Source organism: Streptomyces sp. WMMB 322, assembly GCF_900090145.1.
Lineage (GTDB): Bacteria > Actinomycetota > Actinomycetes > Streptomycetales > Streptomycetaceae > Streptomyces.
Window position 1 is genome coordinate 16,678 of sequence record NZ_FMHI01000024.1, and the last position, 16,105, is coordinate 32,782.

15 protein-coding genes are annotated in these 16,105 nt (G+C 72.4%); 6 read left to right on the forward strand and 9 right to left on the reverse strand.

Annotated elements, in window-relative coordinates; all coding sequences use genetic code 11:
* Positions 1–8: 8 nt before the first annotated feature.
* From H180DRAFT_RS27325 to H180DRAFT_RS27360, 8 genes are all read right to left on the reverse strand, one after another.
* Positions 9–500 carry a DUF3180 domain-containing protein gene (locus H180DRAFT_RS27325; RefSeq protein ID WP_055488834.1) on the reverse strand — a complete coding sequence of 164 codons (492 nt, stop codon included), beginning with the start codon at positions 498–500 and terminating at the stop codon, positions 9–11.
* Positions 501–514: 14 nt separating this feature from the next.
* On the reverse strand, positions 515–1,111 hold the full coding sequence (folK, locus tag H180DRAFT_RS27330; protein ID WP_055488835.1) for a 2-amino-4-hydroxy-6-hydroxymethyldihydropteridine diphosphokinase: 597 nt from the start codon (positions 1,109–1,111) through the stop codon (positions 515–517).
* On the reverse strand, positions 1,108–1,467 hold the full coding sequence (gene folB, locus H180DRAFT_RS27335; protein WP_055488836.1) for a dihydroneopterin aldolase: 360 nt from the start codon (positions 1,465–1,467) through the stop codon (positions 1,108–1,110). The genes folK and folB overlap by 4 nt, the downstream gene beginning before the upstream one ends.
* A 559-nt stretch (positions 1,468–2,026) precedes the next feature.
* Positions 2,027–2,506, reverse strand: a complete 480-nt coding sequence (locus H180DRAFT_RS27340; RefSeq protein WP_055488837.1) for a nuclear transport factor 2 family protein — start codon at positions 2,504–2,506, stop codon at positions 2,027–2,029.
* Positions 2,503–3,480: a dihydropteroate synthase gene (gene folP / locus H180DRAFT_RS27345; RefSeq protein WP_055488838.1), complete on the reverse strand. Its 978-nt coding sequence runs from the start codon at positions 3,478–3,480 to the stop codon at positions 2,503–2,505. The genes H180DRAFT_RS27340 and folP overlap by 4 nt, the downstream gene beginning before the upstream one ends.
* Complete coding sequence (locus H180DRAFT_RS27350) at positions 3,477–3,986, reverse strand: rhodanese-like domain-containing protein (RefSeq protein ID WP_055488839.1); 510 nt, start codon at positions 3,984–3,986, stop codon at positions 3,477–3,479. Before H180DRAFT_RS27350 ends, folP begins: the two co-directional genes overlap by 4 nt.
* 97 nt (positions 3,987–4,083) lie before the next feature.
* Positions 4,084–4,662, reverse strand: coding sequence for a cupin domain-containing protein (locus H180DRAFT_RS27355; RefSeq protein ID WP_055488840.1), 579 nt, complete (start codon positions 4,660–4,662; stop codon positions 4,084–4,086).
* A gap of 255 nt (positions 4,663–4,917) precedes the next feature.
* Positions 4,918–6,168 (reverse strand): ABC transporter ATP-binding protein, encoded by a 1,251-nt coding sequence (locus H180DRAFT_RS27360; RefSeq protein WP_055488841.1) that lies wholly within the window; start codon positions 6,166–6,168, stop codon positions 4,918–4,920.
* A 510-nt stretch (positions 6,169–6,678) separates the two neighbouring features.
* Here H180DRAFT_RS27360 and H180DRAFT_RS27365 point away from each other — a divergent pair.
* From H180DRAFT_RS27365 to H180DRAFT_RS27380, 4 genes are all read left to right on the forward strand, one after another.
* Positions 6,679–7,506, forward strand: a complete 828-nt coding sequence (locus H180DRAFT_RS27365) for an ABC transporter permease (protein ID WP_055488877.1) — start codon at positions 6,679–6,681, stop codon at positions 7,504–7,506.
* Between the two features lie 2 nt (positions 7,507–7,508).
* A complete protein-coding gene (locus tag H180DRAFT_RS27370) occupies positions 7,509–8,324 on the forward strand; it encodes an ABC transporter permease (RefSeq protein WP_055488878.1) in 816 nt (271 codons plus the stop codon).
* An 83-nt stretch (positions 8,325–8,407) separates the two neighbouring features.
* Positions 8,408–9,397, forward strand: a complete 990-nt coding sequence (locus H180DRAFT_RS27375; protein ID WP_079100456.1) for an ABC transporter substrate-binding protein — start codon at positions 8,408–8,410, stop codon at positions 9,395–9,397.
* 416 nt (positions 9,398–9,813) lie between these two features.
* A complete protein-coding gene (locus tag H180DRAFT_RS27380) occupies positions 9,814–12,282 on the forward strand; it encodes a hypothetical protein (protein WP_139151455.1) in 2,469 nt (822 codons plus the stop codon).
* A 43-nt stretch (positions 12,283–12,325) separates the two neighbouring features.
* On the opposite strand, the gene H180DRAFT_RS27385 is transcribed toward H180DRAFT_RS27380, so the two are convergent.
* Entirely contained in the window at positions 12,326–13,519 is a 1,194-nt protein-coding gene (locus tag H180DRAFT_RS27385) for an NADH-quinone oxidoreductase subunit D (protein WP_254666208.1), read from the reverse strand.
* A gap of 267 nt (positions 13,520–13,786) precedes the next feature.
* Here H180DRAFT_RS27385 and H180DRAFT_RS27390 point away from each other — a divergent pair, with 267 nt between their 5' ends.
* Both H180DRAFT_RS27390 and H180DRAFT_RS27395 read left to right on the forward strand, forming a co-directional pair.
* Positions 13,787–14,287, forward strand: coding sequence for a PH domain-containing protein (locus tag H180DRAFT_RS27390; RefSeq protein WP_055488880.1), 501 nt, complete (start codon positions 13,787–13,789; stop codon positions 14,285–14,287).
* A gap of 55 nt (positions 14,288–14,342) precedes the next feature.
* Positions 14,343–16,088, forward strand: coding sequence for a PH domain-containing protein (locus tag H180DRAFT_RS27395; RefSeq protein ID WP_055488844.1), 1,746 nt, complete (start codon positions 14,343–14,345; stop codon positions 16,086–16,088).
* The last annotated feature ends 17 nt before the right edge of the window (positions 16,089–16,105 follow it).

Sequence of the window (16,105 nt, forward strand, 5' to 3'; positions counted from 1 at the left end):
GGACGCGTTCAGGCCGCCGAAGCGGCCGACGGGCCGTCGTTGTCGTCGTCATCGGGGAGACGGCAGACGCGCTCCAGGAAGATCGCCGTCGCCACCACGGCGATGCCCGCCAGGACGGACAGCCCGGCGTAGATCGTCTGGTCGTTGCGGGCGGGAGCCTCTGACGGGTCCATCAGCAGGAAGACCCCGACGCCTCCGTAGATCCCGGCGACCAGCGACGCCACCAGGGCGCTGGCGTGCCCGAAGAGAACGGCGCGCGCCGCCATCATCGGGTCCACGCCCTTGGCGCCCGGTTCGCGCTCGCGCTGCGCCTTGAGCCGGGAGCGCAGCGAGAGGGCGGTGGCGAGCAGCACCGTCGCGATGATCGCGAGTACGACGGGCGCGGCGACCGGTACGGCGGGCAGGGTGTCGAGCGAGTTCCACAGCCGTGCCACCGCCCAGGCCAGCACTCCGGCCACGACGAAGAGACCCGCCAGAACGGGGATACGCAGTTCCTTCACGGGGTTCCCAACGACTACTCGGGCAGGCTGAGTTCCAGATCCGTGCGGGCGGCGACGCCTTCGTGCCCCAGTGTCGCCAGGAGCTCGGTCACCGCGCCGTGGCCCGGCACCACCGCCCCCGGGTCCACGTCGTGCCACGGTGCGAGGACGAAGGCCCGTTCGTGGACACGCGGGTGGGGGAGTGTCAGGAGCGGGTCGTCCGAGACGACGTCCTGGTAGGCGACGATGTCGACGTCGATGGTGCGAGGCCCCCAGTGCTCGTCCCGCACTCGTTCGAGGGCTTCCTCGATCGCGTGTCCCCGCTCCAGGAGGGAGCTGGGCGGCAGTGTCGTCCGTACGAGCACGACGGCGTTGAAGTACGAGGGCTGGCTGGCCGGATCCACGCCCCACGGCTCCGTCTCGTAGACGGGTGAGACGGCCACGACCTTCAGGCCCGGGGTGTCGGCGAGCGCGTCGACGGCGCTCTGGAGCCGCTCCAGGCGGTTCCCCACATTGCTGCCGAGAGCGATCACCGCCCGCTGCGGGTTGTGAAGCGTGGTGTCTGCCGCGTCCACCTGGCGCACGACGGAGGCGGGCACCGGCTGTACGGTCGGGTCACTGTTCGGCGTCATGCGCGACTCCGCTTGATTGAGATGGTCACGTCGTCGAAGGGGACGGTGATCGGAGCGTCCGGCTTGTGCACGATCACCTCGGCCTCCTGCACCCGCGTATGGGCGAGGCAGGCATCGGCGATCCGCTGGGCGAGGGTCTCGATCAGATCGACGGGCTCCCCCTCGACGATCTTCACGATCTCCTCGGCGAGAACGCCGTAGTGAACGGTCTTGGCGAGGTCGTCGCCTCCCGCGGCGGGGCGGGTGTCCAGTCCCAGCTCCACGTCCACGACGAAGGTCTGACCCTCCTCCCGTTCCCGCTCGAGGACTCCGTGATGCCCGCGGGCACGCAGGCCCCGCAGTGCGAGGTGGTCCACGCGTATCACTCCTGTCCTCGGTCCTGGTCACAGCGGTGCGGCGCGTGTCGTCAACTGCCGTCGGCTGTCGCGGGCATTGCCGCACCGAATGTACCCGCGGGCGGTACCGGTACCTGCCCGGGGCGGGTGCCTACCCGACAGCGCCGCTCTCCACGCTCGCATTCCGGGTGAGCTGCTGCGAAGGAGTGTTACGGGCCACACACGGAGTGGCGCGAATGCGTGCCTGCCCGGGCGTCCGAGGCGGGCGTCGGTGCGGCACGGGCGCTCCGGGTTGCGCCCGCGGCGCGGGGGCGCACGCGGCGGGCGGGCCCGGGAGGCCGTGGCTCAGCCGCCTCGCCGTCCCCGCCGCCGTCGTGCCGCCGCATCGTCCTTCTTGTCCGCGCTCGAGCGCAGTGTGGGACCGTGCCCGCGTGGCAAAGGACCGGTGTTGCGCACCGCCGTGCAGGTGGCCACCGACGGGGGCCGGCCGAGCCGCACCCTCGCCGAGCACGGCCTCGGCACGTTCGACGGCGACGCCGGGCCGGTGGCCGCACAGCCGCCCGCACCGCGGCCACCGCTGTCAGAGCTGGACGTCGCCGTCGTCGAGGCCGCCCTCGTCGTCGCCCTCGTCCTCGCGTTCGACGAGGACGGGCGAACCGTGGTGGGACCACACCTTCCAGTCGCCGTCCTCGGCCCGCCGGAAGACGTTCGTGGCGACGACCAGTCCGCCCACGAGAGGACCCGCGGAGCCGTCCTCCTCGGCGGGACCGCCGCTGAGAATGTTCTCGGTGCAGTTGACCAGGGCGGTGTCGCCGTGGACGGCGACCTCGACGTCCGTGAGGAAGAACTGCACGTAGTCGGTGTTCGCCATGATCAGGGCGTAGGAGCGCAGCACCTCCTCCCGGCCGGTCAGCACGGGCCAGCCCGGGTGCACGACGCTCACCCCGTCATCCATCCACAGGTTCTGCAGCGCATCGAGATCGGCGTGCTCCACCGCGTCGTACAGGGCCGTGTTCGCGGCCTCGACCGCTTCGATGTCCGTGCGGGCGCCCCGGCTCACACCTGCCGCCCCACCTGGTCGGTGCCCGAACCCACCTGGTCGGCGCCCGAAGTGCCCGAAGTGCCCGCGGTCGCGGCACCTGCGGGGCCTGGCGGCGGTCCGGCGACGGCGTCGGGCCCGGCGCCCTCCACGGCTTGTGCGACGCGGACCGCGTCCGCGCTCGCCCGTACCTCGTGGACCCGCACCGCCCACGCTCCCTCGCGGGCGGCCAGGGCCGACACCGCGGCCGTCGCGGCGTCACGTTCACGAGCGGGCGGCACCGGGGCGCCGTCGGCGCCGGCGAGCACTCGGCCGAGGAACCGCTTGCGGGAGGCTGCCACCAGCAGCGGCCTGCCCAACTCCTCGCGCAGACGGCCGAGTTCCGCCACCAGGCGCAGATCGTGCGGGGCCTGCTTGGCGAAGCCCAGGCCCGGGTCGGCCACGATCCGGTCCGGGGCCACACCGGCGTCCACCGCGCGGCCGAGGCTCGCGCGCAGCTCGGCGATGACCTCCGCGGTGACGTCGCCGTAGACCGCGCGGTTGTTCATGTCGATGGACTGGCCGCGCCAGTGCATGACGACGAAGGGCACCTGGGCCGCGGCCACGGCGGGAAGCATCCCCGGGTCGGCGAGGCCGCCGCTGACGTCGTTGACGAGCACCGCGCCCGCCTCCATGGCCCGTTCCGCGACCGAGGCCCGCATCGTGTCGACGCTGACCAGCACGTTCTCCGAGCTCAGGCCACGGACGACGGGGAGCACCCGCCGCAGCTCCTCCGCCTCGTCGACACGGAGTGCGCCCGGACGCGTCGATTCGCCGCCGACGTCGACCAGGTCGGCGCCCTCGGCGACCAGATCGAGACCCCGTTTGATCGCCGCTTCGCTGTCGAACCACTTGCCGCCGTCGGAGAAGGAGTCCGGCGTGACGTTGACCACCCCCATCACGGCACAGCGGTTCCAGTCCGGGAGTCCGGTGACGCGGCCACGCGATGGATTCATGTCTCCAGCGTAGGCCGCGCGTCCTCTCGAGGGGGGTCGGGTGGCGTGACGGGGAGTCCGGCGGCACGCCAGGACTGGAAGCCTCCCTCGAGGTCCGTTGCCCGGCGAAGCCCCAGGTCGTGAAGGGAACGGGCGGCGAGGCTGGAGGCGTAGCCCTCGTTGCACACCACGACGATGCGCAGGCCGAGGGCCTTGGGGTCTCCCCAGGCCCCACGGGCCGAGGGGAAGGCCTCGGGTGAGCGGTGCGGACACGTCGGGTCCAGACGCCACTCCAGCTCGTTGCGCTCGACGATCAGCGCACCGGGGATGGTGCCGTCCCGCTCCCGCAGTGCCGCGTAGCGGATGTCCACCAGCAGCGCGCCCTGCTCGCGCTGGGCCCGGGCGGCCGACTCGGCGCTGAGCCGTTCCAGTCCGGAGCGCGCCGAGGCCAGCAGGGAGTCGACGCGGCTCGGGGGCCGGGAGCCCGGGGCCGTACCGTCGCCGGCGGCCTGTCGAACGCCGGTCATGCCCGCTCCTCCGGTCGGGCGCCGGGGCGGGGGGAGGCCCCGGGGCGCCCGGCGTGCGGCGGGCGGCGCTGCGGGCCGGTGCTTCCGTGGCCGGGCGTCATTCCCACTCTCCCGGGCGCTCGACCTGCTCCAGGCGCAGCAGTGCGCCCGTGCGGCTGTACCGCCGCATGAGCGGCAGCGGCGGGTAGTAGGCGTGCACGGAGACCGCGTGCTCGGACCCGGTGTCGTTGAGCACCTGGTGCACGTGGTGCGGCCCGAACGCGCGTCCGCGGCCGGTGGTCAGCTCACGCTCCCGGTCCACACCGTCCGCCAGCTCCAGCGTCTTCCACCCCTCGGTGGGGAGCCGGGTGGCGAGGGAATGCTCGGTGAGACGGCCGCGGGCGGTGGCGAAGGCTCCGTGGGAGCCGCCGTGGTCGTGCCAGCCGGTGCCGGTCCCGGGCGGCCAGCTGATGATCCAGGCCTCGCTGCCGCCGGGCCCGTTCAGCCGCAGCCAGGTGCGGCCCCCGGGGTCGAGGGGGAGCGAGGTGACGAGTCCGGCGTCGGCGGCCGTCTCCCGGACGAAGTCGAGCAGCTCGGCCTCGGTGGGAGCGGGCGCGCCGCCGGCCGGCCCGGCGGGGCCCTTTGCGGGCGCGGATCCGGAACCGGACACAGGCGTGGCGGAGGATGCGGATGACACGGAGAACCGTCCTGAAGTGTGATCGAGGGCATGCGCTCACCAAGAGCGCGCGGAACGGCCTGACTTGATCAGCAGGACGGACGACACAGGCAGCCCACGTAGCGGAGCAGGTCCAGGTGGACCCTCCGCCAGGGATGCAGCTCGGTGCCGTTCATGCGGTGGAGTGAAGCACGAGACCCCTGGGTGGTCAACTTGCCTCCGCACGTTCCGGGATGGACGGACGGGCCCCTGCCACGCCGGGCGTGAGGCGGTTCCTCACGTGTCCGCCACCGTCCTCAGCCTCACCTCGTCGCGGCGTACGTCGCGTTCGTCCGCGTCGATGGAGCGGCGCAGCGCCTCGTGCAGCCGGCCCGGCGTCAGCACGCCGACGAAGCGGTCGGCGTCGTCCAGCACGGCGATCCAGCCCGCGTCGTGCTGGAGCATGCTGCTGAACGCCTGCTTCAGCGGCGAACCGAGCGGCAGCCACGCCTCCATGCGGCGGGCGTGGTCCGCGACCGTGGGCGGCGCGTCCTTGCCCGCCGCCTTCGCGGCGGCCGTCGTGTCGGCCTTCGCGCCGAGGCCGGAGTCCGCCGCGGTGCCGGCGCCGCGCTCGGACTCCTCGCCCAGCGCGTCGGCGGCGAGCCAGCCGTGCAGCTCGTCCGCGTCGTCGAGCACGACGGCCCAGCGTGCACCCTCGCCGCGCATGCGGGCGCGGGCCTTGTCGAGCGGATCGTCGAGGTGCACGACCGGGGGCTGCTCCAGGTCGCCGAGCTCGATCGGGGTGACCGAGAGCCGCTTCAGCCCGCGGTCGGCGCCGACGAAGTCCGCGACGTACGGGGTGGCGGGTGCGCCCAGCACCTTCGCCGGAGGGTCGAACTGCTCGATGCGCCCGTCCCCGTAGACGGCTATGCGGTCGCCGAGCCGCACGGCCTCCTCGATGTCGTGCGTGACGAAGAGGACCGTCTTGTGCAGCGTCGACTGGAGCTTGAGGAACTCGTTCTGGAGATGCTCGCGCACCACCGGGTCCACGGCGCCGAACGGCTCGTCCATGAGCAGCACCGGCGGGTCGGCGGCGAGTGCCCGTGCGACGCCGACGCGCTGCCGCTGACCGCCGCTGAGCTGGTCGGGGTAGCGGTCGCCGTACCGCGCCGGGTCGAGGCCGACCATCTCCAGCAGCTCGGCGGCGCGCTTGCGGCGCTCTGCCTTGGACCAGCCGAGCAGGAACGGGACGGTGGCCGTGTTGTCGAGCACCGTCTTGTGGGGGAAGAGGCCCACCTGCTGGATGACGTACCCGATGCGCCGGCGCAGTTCGACCGGGTCGACGGCGGAGATGTCCTCGCCGTCGAGCAGGATGCGCCCGGACGTGGGCTCGATGAGCCTGTTGACCATCTTCATCGTGGTCGTCTTGCCGCAGCCGGACGGCCCGACGAGGGTGACGAGTTCGCCCCGCGCCACCTCCAGGGACAGCTCGTGCACGGCGGTGGTGCCGTCCGGGTAGCGCTTTGTGACGTTCTCGAAGCGGATCATCGTCTCATTCTCGTCGCTCGGCTCGGGTTCGGGACGGGGCCGGTCTGCTCTGCTCCTGCTCTGCTTCTTTCTCGGCCTTCTCGGCCTTCTCGGCTTTCTCCGCTGTGCTCCCGGCCCGGGATCTGCCTGTCCCGGGCCGGGCTCTCGTGCCGGCTCCCGTCCGGGCGCGTACCGGGGTCTCGTACCGGGGCTTCGTCTCGGACGCCCGTCGGCCGCCGTGTCCTCGGTCCGGGCCGCGTTCTTCCCGGGGCCGGACGAAGTCCGTGGCAGGAGTGTGGCAGTTCGGACCAGTTGTCGGTAGCGGACTGTAAGGTCTCCCGGCATGCTTACGGACGCACGTGGCGCGCCCCGGCGGTGACGCAGGCGGCGGACGTGAGCAGTACGACGTGAGTACGACGTGAGCAGTACAGCGCGCGCCGTACGGGGCAGGCAGCCGGAGCCGAGCGGGTCGAGGGGGTGAGCGGGGTGAACGGGCCGAGTGTGCCGAGCGGCGGCGAGCAGGCGGCGATCCTGGCCGGGGCCGTCGAACAGCCGGGTGGCGGCTGCCTCAAGACGAACGACTGGATCTGCGCCGAGTACGTGCGCACGCGCAGCCAGGAGCTGACGGACGCCACCGTGGAGCACATCTGGATCACGGTCGCCTCGGTGCTGCTGGCGCTGCTCGTCGCCTTCCCCCTCGCGCTCGCCGCCCGGCGCTGGCAGCGCGCGTACGGGCCCGTGCTCGGACTGACCACGGTGCTCTACACGGTGCCGTCGCTGGCCATGTACGCGCTGCTGCTACCGCTCTTCGGCGTCGGAGCGGCAGTCGTCGTGACGGGGCTGGTGCTCTATTCGCTCACCGTGCTCGTACGGAACATCCTCGCCGGCCTCGAATCCGTGCCCGAGGAGGCCCGGGAGGCCGCGCGCGGCATGGGCTACGGCCCGTACCGGCTGCTGTTCGGCGTGGAGTTGCCGCTCGCGCTGCCCGCCCTGATGGCCGGCGTGCGGATCGCGACGGTCTCCGCCGTGGCGCTGACGACGGTCGGCGCGATCGTCGGCTTCGGCGGCCTCGGCAACCTCATCTACGACGGCATGGACAGCTTCTTCAGGGCGCAGGTGCTGACCGCTTCGGTGATCTGCGTGCTCCTGGCGTCGCTCGCCGACGTGCTGCTGCTCGGGGTGCAGCGGCTGCTGACGCCCTGGGCCCGTACCGGCGGCCGCGGGCGGCGCCGCGCGGGTGCGGGCACACGTGACGAGGCGGGCGGCGAGCAGGCACCGGACGCCGGTGGCGACGGCGGTGCGGACGCCGTGGACGACGGCGCCCGCGGCGCGCCGGAGCCGGCCGGCAAGGGGGCGTGACGGTGAGCTTCTTCCTGGACGCGTGGACGTGGCTGATCACGGGCGCCAACTGGACCGGCGGCGACGGCGCGACGCACCGGCTCGCCGAGCATCTCTTCCTCACCGTCGTCTGCCTCGGCATCGCCTGCGCCGTCGCCCTGCCCGTCGCCCTGTGGCTCGGGCACGTGGGGCGGGGCGGCGCGCTCGCCGTCAACATCTCCAACGTCGGCCGTGCGGTGCCCACATTCGCGGTGCTCGTCCTGCTGACGCTGAGCCCTCTCGGCAGGCTCGGCGACGTGCCCACGATCATCGCGCTGGTGCTCTTCGCGATTCCGCCGCTGCTCACGAACGCCTACGTCGGGATGCGCGAGGCCGACCGTGACGTGGTGGAGGCGGCCCGCGGAATGGGCATGTCCGGATGGCAGCTGCTGGGACGGGTCGAAGTGCCGCTTGCCTTCCCGCTGATCATGACGGGCGTGAGGTCGGCCGCCGTACAGGTCGTGGCGACGGCGACGCTGGCCGCGCTGCCCGGCGGCGGCGGGCTCGGCCGGATCATCACGGCCGGCTTCGGGACGTACGACACCCCGCAGGTCGTCGCCGGCGCGGCACTCGTCGCGGCGCTCGCCCTGCTGGTGGAGGGCGTGCTGGTGGTGGCCGAGCGGCTGCTGGACCCGATGCGCGGCCGTCGCACGAGCGGGAAGGCACGGGGCCGCGGAAGGCCGGGGAGAACCGGCTCCGAATCCCCTCCGCCCTCGCCTTCGTCGCCTTCTTCGTCGCACTCCCCTTCGTCGCCCTCGGGCTTCGATGAAAAGGTGATTTCCGCCCGGCCGACGTCCTGACCGATGACGAGCGACAACTCCCTGGCCCTGGGGTTCCGATGCCTGGGGTGACACCCGTACCCCTGACACGAACGGTGGACATGATGAACGAGGCAGCAACAGCGAAGCCGGACCGGAAGCCCCGCAGGGCGCGCACCCTGCTCGCCGCGGGCGGCGCGGTGGCCGTTCTGGCCACGGCCCTGACCGCGTGCGGCGGAAACAGCCTGGAGAAGGAGGGCGGCGGCTCCGCCGACGGCGGCTCCAAGGGCGAACTGGTCGTCGGCTCGGCCGGATTCACCGAGTCGCAGATCATGGCGGAGATGTACTCGCAGCTGCTCACCAAGGCCGGCTACAGCACGTCGATCAGCAAGCTGAAGAACCGCGAGCTGTACGAACCGGCCCTGGAGAAGGGCGAGATCGACGTCGTGCCGGAGTACGCGGCGACCCTCGCCGAATTCCTCAACGCCAAGGAGAACGGGCCCAAGGCGAAGCCCGTCGCATCCAGTGACGTCGGGAAGACGACCGCCGCGCTGGAGAAGCTCGCGAAGCCGCGCGGGCTGAAGGTGCTGCCCGCCGGTGACGCCGTGGACCAGAACGCCTTCGCGGTCACCGAGGAGTTCGCGAAGAAGCACAAGCTCAAGACCCTCTCGGACCTCGGCAGGTCGGGCGAGAAGATCAAGCTCGCGGCGAGCGACGAGTGCGAGGAGCGGCCCTTCTGCCGCCCCGGCCTGGAGAAGACCTACGACATCGACATCACCGGCATCGACCCCAAGGGCGTCGGGACGACGCAGGCGAAGGAGGCCGTCAAGGACGGCACCGACCAGATGGTGCTGACGACCACGACCGATGCCACTCTCGAGGACTTCGGGCTCGTGCTCCTCAAGGACGACAAGGGCCTGCAGAACGCGGACAACGTCCTGCCGGTCGTCAACGCGAAGAAGGCGGGCGGCGAGAAGGTCTCCGCGGCGCTCGAGAAGCTGACGCAGGTCCTGACCACCAAGGACCTCACCGACCTCAACAGGAAGGTGGACGCGGAGCGGCAGAAGCCGAAGGACGTCGCCGAGGAGTACCTCAAGGCGAAGAATCTCCTCTGAGGGCCGGGCCCGGAGAGCGGCCGGCCATCGCGTACTCGAAGTCCTGGGCGTGCAGGGCAATCGCGTCCGGGATGTCCCGGGCGTGCACGGCGATCGAGTACGGGAAGTCCCGGGCGAGCCCGGTCCGGGGAGCGCCGCGGGGCGTACGGCGGGCCCGGGGCACGGAAGTCCCGGGCGCGTACGGCGAGTCCGTGGGCGTGCGGGATGTCCGGCGCGTGCGGGATGTCCGACCGGCTTTTCGCGGAGTTCCGTGAGGCGTTCTCGGACGTATTTCCGGCCACGGGCGCGGGGTTGCCGGAGCGAGGAATTCCAGAAGGGGACAGCGGAGGCGAAAGAGGACAGCGACGGGTTGTGGCGGGGTAACAATGCCCCATGTCCGGTGCCTGATCGGAGTCTTGCAAGGTACATTCCAGGCCATGCCTCGTGGACGTCATCGCCATTCGCAGCCACTGCACCGGGTCCTCGCCCCGGCAACTGTCACGGTGGCGGCTCTGCTCTGCGCGGGAGCCGCCTGGCTGTTCGGCGAAGCCGGCGTCGGCGACGTGGAAACGGTGCTGCTCAGGGCGTGTGCGGCCGGTGCCGCCGTCGCGGCCGTGACCGGTGCCGTACTGCTGCGGGCCTGGGACCGGGCGGCGGGCAAGCGGGTCGGCGAGCTCAAGGCCAAGCAGGCGAGCACGGAGTGGCGCGCCGAGGAGCGGCAGGCGGAACTGGAGGGCCAACTCGAGGAGGCCCGCCAGGGACGTGAGAAGACACGCGGCAGGCTTCGCGACAAGCGTGCCGAACTGGCCCAGCTGCGCAACGAACACGCGGACCTCCTGCGCCGCTACGCGACCGCCGAGACGGAGCGTGCGAGCGCGCTGGAGGGGCGGCGGCAGCTGCAACTGGAGTCCGGCGAGCCGACCAAGGCGCTGGCCGCATCGGCCACGGACCACCGCCATCCGTCGGGCGCCCCGACTCCGCTGACCTATCTCCAGGCGAACGAGGCGCTGCGCAACCTCAGCCGGAACCTCGCGCGGCGGAATGAACGCGAGGAACAGGAACGCGAGGAGCGGCAACAGGAGGAACTGGAACGGCAGGAGAGGCTCCGCAGGGAGCGCGAACTGCGCGAGCAGGAGCGCGAGGCCGTGCGACAGGCTGCGCTGCACAAGCCGGGGGCCGCGGTCGAGGAGCGCAGGCCGGCCGAACCGGAGGTCGCGAAATTCGACTTCTTCGGCACCGCGGGCACGGCCAGGCCGAAGCGGCGCGCAAAGAGGCTCTCCGCCACACAGGGAGCACAGGGCGCCTCGTCCGCCCCGTCCAGGGCTGCACGTGAACCCCGCGAGGCCTCCGAGCTGTTCGAACTCCGTGAGCCGCGTGAGCCCGGTGAGAGGCGTGAGCCCGGTGAGGGGCGTGAGCCGGGTGATGCGCCCGAGCAGCCTCGCGGCGTCGAGAAGTCCGGGGTGCCGGAGAAGTCCGGGGCGCCGGATACGTCCGACGCGGCCGGTACGCAGGAGGTTCCCCCGCCCGCGGTCAACGGCCGTGCGGCGCAGCCGGAAGCGGGACGTACGAGCAGGGGCGCCGGCGCGAACGGCACGAACGGCGCGAACGGCACGAACACGGGAAGAGTGAAGGGGCGGGGCACCCGGTACGTCCCGGGGAAGCCGCCCGCGTCGTCCGGGAAGCCGGACGGTACCGGCACGGAGGGCACGGAGGGCACGGACGCGCCGGAGGCGAAGCGGCCCGGGAAGCCCGGTGAGCCCGCGAAGGCCGAGGCGTCCACGGAGCCCGGCACGGACGCCGACGGGAGCGCCGGAAAGGCCGGTTCGGGCGCCTCTGCTCCGGGCGCACGCTCCGCGCGGAAGCAACCGGAAGCCGGTTCGGGCTCGTCGTCGGCCGTGCCGGACAGTTCGCCGGGTAAGCCGGACCGTTCGCCCGGTAAGCACGCCAAGCGGGACGAGGTCACGCGTGACGAGTCCTCGGGGTCCGCGGAGTCCTCGGGGTCCGCGGAGCAGGTGGAGCCGTCGGGGGTGTCGGAGTCCTCGGAACCGTCCGGGACGTCGAAGCGGGCGGAACCCTCGAAGTCGTCGGCCTCCTCGGTCTCGTCGGCCTCGTCGGACCTGTCGGGACCTGGTGCGGCGGGCTCCGGAGGTACGGAGCGGCGGTCGGCACCCAAGTCCCCCCGACGGGGGGCGGCTTCCCGTTCCGCGTCCGGCTCGGGCTCCGGGTCCGGCAGCTCATCCGCGAAGGCGGCGGACGCGCCGAGCGGTACGAACGACGCCCCTGGAACCGCCCCAAAGGCCGGGAAGGGGCCGGACGAGAGCAAGTCCGGGGCGGAAGACACCGGATTAGCCGAGCCCGAAGCCGACTCTCAGCCGGAGAGGGGGACTGGGAAAGACTCCTCCGGGACTGTGAAGGGCCCCTCCTCGAAGGAGAAGGACTCCTCCGCAAGCGAGAACGACTCCTCCGCGAGGGGGAAGGACTCCTCCGCCGCGGACAAAGAGAGTTCTGCGGGGTCGGCCGCCGGGTCCGGCGCGACCGCGAAGTCGGATCCCTCCGCGAAGTCCGGTTCCCCCTCGGCGGATTCCGGCTCCGGAAAGCCGAAGCCGAAGCCGGAGTCCAAGCCGAAGCCGAAGTCCGAGAAGGGACCGGAGACCGACAAGCCATCGGGGCTCGACAAGGAATCGGGTCGCGACGAGGAATCGGAAGCCAGGGCGAAGCCGGAGTCCGGCAAGGAGCCGGAAACCGAGTCCGAGTCCCAGTCCGAGCCTGAGTCCGGGTCCGGGTCGAGCGCGGACAAGGCAGCCGACTCTGAATCCGGAACGAAGTCGGGGCGTTCCGCGCCGAATCCCCGTAAGCCGGCGGGCTCCAAGCCCAAGTCGGACACGGGTGTGCGCAACGTCGGCTGACGGAGCCGCCGAACCGCTGCGCCGGCGCGGCGGTCGGCGTGGGCTACTTGTCGATGTCGCCCACCACGAAGAAGAACGACCCCAGGATCGCGACCATGTCGGCGACCAGCGTCCCCGGAAGCAGCTCCGTCAGTGCCTGGATGTTGTTGAACGAGGCCGAACGCAGCTTGAGCCGGTACGGCGTCTTCTCTCCCTTGGAGACCAGGTAGTAGCCGTTGAGGCCGAGCGGGTTCTCCGTCCAGGCGTACGTGGCTCCCTCCGGCGCCTTCAGCACCTTCGGGAGCCGCTGGTTGACGGGACCGGGCGGCAGCTGCGAGAGACGGTCGAGGCACGCGTCCGCGAGGTCGAGCGAGTTGTGCGCCTGTTCCAGCAGCACTTCGAAGCGGGCGAGGCAGTCGCCCTCGGTCCGCGTGACGACCTGGAGCGTGTCCCGCAGCTCTCCGTACGCCAGATACGGCTCGTCGCGGCGGAGGTCGAAGTCGACGCCGGAAGCGCGTGCGATGGGGCCGCTAACCCCGTAGGCGTGCGCGGTCGCCCGGTCGAGGACCCCCACGCCGCGAGTGCGCCCGCGGAAGATCTCGTTGCCCGTCACCAACCGGTCGAAGACCCCCATCCGCGACCGCACGTCGGCGACGGCCTGCCTGGCCCGGCCCTGCCAGCCGGCCGGAAGGTCCTCCTTCAGGCCGCCGACCCGGTTGAACATGTAGTGCATCCGGCCGCCGGAGATCTCCTCCATGACGTGCTGAAGCTCCTCGCGCTCGCGGAACGCGTGGAAGACGGGCGTGATACCGCCCAGTTCCAGCGGATACGAGCCGAGGAACATCAAGTGGTTCAGGACGCGGTTGAGTTCGGCCAGCAGCGTGCGCGTCCACACGGCACGCTCGGGAACCTCCATGCCGAGCATGCGCTCGACGGCGAGTACCACGCCGAGTTCGTTCGAGAAGGCGGACAGCCAGTCGTGGCGATTGGCGAGGACGATGATCTGCCGGTAGTCGCGGGCCTCGAACAGCTTCTCCGCGCCGCGGTGCATATAGCCGACGACGGGTTCGACCTCACTGATCAACTCGCCGTCGAGGACGAGCCGCAACCGCAGGACGCCGTGCGTCGAGGGGTGCTGGGGGCCGATGTTGAGCACCATGTCGGAGCTCTCCGCGGCACCGCCGATGCCGACCGTGGTCTGCTTGCCCGGGCCGTCCGGTGCCGCCGCGGTGCCGTCCGTCATCGTCCGCTGACTCATGGACTCAGTGTCCCACCCGCTTGTTCGAGGTCTCCCGGCGGCGGTGTATCTCCCGGAGCCTGCCCTTGGCCGCTGACCCGGCCGTAAGGTGGCTGCATGACGACGGGGACGGGGATGTCCGACGCGGGGAAGGACCCGAAGAGCGTCTCGCGGGACGACTCGGGTCACCTCGCGCGCGACTCGGGTCACGGACCGGGGAACGGCTCGCACGGCGCCGGGACCGGGCCGGGCAGCACCGGGCCGGGCCTCGCCGGGCCGTCCGAGCCGGTGGGCGGGCACGAACCGGAGAACGAACCGGAGCACGAACCGGAGCGCTGGAGCGGCGTCGAACGAGCGCTGCTGCGGATGCGCCGGGTGGTGCTGCTGAGCACGCTGCTTCCGCTCGCAGCCGTAACGGCCGGCGTCCTCTGGCCGGTGGCCGGCCCGGCGTGGGCCGCCCTCGCGCTGCTGCCGTCCGCCGCCGCAGCGTGGGGCTGGGGCGCGCTGGAGCGCAACTGGCGCTCCTGGCGGTACGCGGAGCGCGCCGACGACCTGCTCATCAGCCGAGGCGTGCTCTGGCGGGAGCTGACGGTGGTGCCGTACGGGCGCATGCAGCTCGTGGAGGTGACGTCCGGACCGCTCGAGCGGCGCTACGGCCTCGCACGCGTCCAGCTGCACACCGCCGCAGCCACGACCGACGCCGCGATCCCGGGTCTCGTGCCGGACGAGGCGGAACGCCTGCGCGACAGGCTCACGGAGCTCGGCGGCGCCAGGTCGGCAGGACTGTGAGCGCCGTGGTGCTGGCGGCGGGCGCGCAGCCATGACCGGAAAGGCGGAGGGTGGGGTGGACGGGACGGACAGGGCGGACGCGGTGAACGGAGCGGAACCGGTGGCCGGGGAACCCACCGGCACCGCCTCGGGCGCCGAATCCGGCACCGGCACCGCCCCGCGCACCGCATCCGGCACCGCCTCGGGCGCCGAATCCGGCACCGGCACCGCCCCCGGACGGGACACCGCCCGCGGCGAGGACACCGTCCCTGGAAAGGACACCCCCGGCAAGGACACCGGCAGCGCGCCCCCGCCGTCGGGCCGCCCCTCGCGCCGTCCGGAGGGGAAGCGGCTGCATCCCGTCACGCCCTGGCGTCGCGCCTGGGCTCCCGTCGCGGGACTGGTCGCCTTCTCGGTCCATGACTTCGAACGCACCCGCGAATGGTTCACGCATCTGACGCCGGGCTGGCTCGCGGCGGCGTTCGCCGTGCTGCTCCCGGCGGCTGCGGCCTACGGCTTCTTCTCGTGGTGGTTCACCAGCTACCTCGTCACCGACACCGAACTGCGCATCCGTACGGGCCTGGTCTTCCGGCGCACCGCGCACATCCGGCTCGACCGCGTGCAGGCCGTCGACGTGGGGAGGCCACTGCTGGCCCGCGTCGCCGGAGTCGCCAAGCTCAAGCTGGACGTCGTGGGCACGGAGGCGAAGGACGAACTCGCCTTCCTCGGCGAGCGCGAGGCCGTCGACCTCCGAGCCGAACTGCTCGCCCGCGCCGCCGGGATCGCCCCGGAGGCCGCACCGGAGGCCGGTGAGGCCCCTGCCCGTCAGCTGCTGCGCGTCGGCACCCGCACGCTGGTCACGGGGCTGCTGCTCATGGGCACAGGCTGGGGCGCGCTGCTGATGATGCTCGCCGTACCGGTTCTCGTGTACTTCGCCAGCGGCAGCGTCCTGGGTGCCGTGGCAGCTCTGCTCCCCGCCCTCGGCGGTGTCTGGGCGAGTACGGGCGGCCGCTTCCTCAAGGAGTACGACTGGACGGTGGCCGAGTCGCCCGACGGCCTGCGCCTCGACCACGGCCTGCTGGACCGCGAGCACGCCACCGTGCCGCCGGGACGCGTGCAGTCCGTGCGCATCACCGAACCGCTGCTGTGGCGGCGCCGAGGCTGGGTGCGCGTCGAGCTGGAGATCGCGGGTGCGGGCAAGGACAAGGGCGGAGTGCTCATCCCCGTCGCCCCAAGGAGCGATGCGGCCGCCGTTCTCGCGCGCGTACTGCCCGGCGTCGACCTCGTGGCCGCCGCCGGGACCGCCGCTCCCGTCCCCCGCCGGGCACGCTGGTGCGTGCCGCTGGCGTGGCGCGGATACGGGCACGGGGCGACCGACGCCGTGTTCGTCACCCGCAGCGGGCTGATCAGGCGCCGGGTCACGCTCGTCCCGCACGCCAAGGTGCAGAGCGTGCGCTTCGTGCAGGGGCCGTGGGAGCGACGGATGCGGCTGGCGGACGTGGCCGTCGACCACGGCGCCAACGGATGGACGGCGGCCCGGCTGCGCGACGCGGAGGAGGCACGGGCACTGGTGCACGCCCAGGCGGAACGCTCCCGTACGGGGCGGCGCGAGGCCCGTCCGGACCGCTGGATGACCGGCGCCCCGAGGCAGGGGCAGGAACGGGAACAGGGGCAGGATCAGGGGCAGGAACAGGGGCAGGAACAGGGACCGCGGGCCGCTGCCCCTGCGGGCGAGGCACCCGGCGGGCCCGCCACCGCACCGGACGAGGGCAGCCCAGCCGGATCGGCCGGATCATCCGGGTCGGCGGAACCAGCCGGATGAGCCCGATGAGCCCGGCC

Coding starts and splice junctions, on each gene's coding strand:
- folK (WP_055488835.1), bottom strand. CDS start 1,111: ATGACGCCGAACAGTGACCCGACCGTACAGCCGGTGCCCGCCTCCGTC.
- H180DRAFT_RS27380 (WP_139151455.1), top strand. CDS start 9,814: ATGCCTCGTGGACGTCATCGCCATTCGCAGCCACTGCACCGGGTCCTC.
- H180DRAFT_RS27360 (WP_055488841.1), bottom strand. CDS start 6,168: ATGATCCGCTTCGAGAACGTCACAAAGCGCTACCCGGACGGCACCACC.
- folP (WP_055488838.1), bottom strand. CDS start 3,480: ATGAATCCATCGCGTGGCCGCGTCACCGGACTCCCGGACTGGAACCGC.
- H180DRAFT_RS27375 (WP_079100456.1), top strand. CDS start 8,408: ATGAACGAGGCAGCAACAGCGAAGCCGGACCGGAAGCCCCGCAGGGCG.
- H180DRAFT_RS27350 (WP_055488839.1), bottom strand. CDS start 3,986: ATGACCGGCGTTCGACAGGCCGCCGGCGACGGTACGGCCCCGGGCTCC.
- H180DRAFT_RS27385 (WP_254666208.1), bottom strand. CDS start 13,519: ATGAGTCAGCGGACGATGACGGACGGCACCGCGGCGGCACCGGACGGC.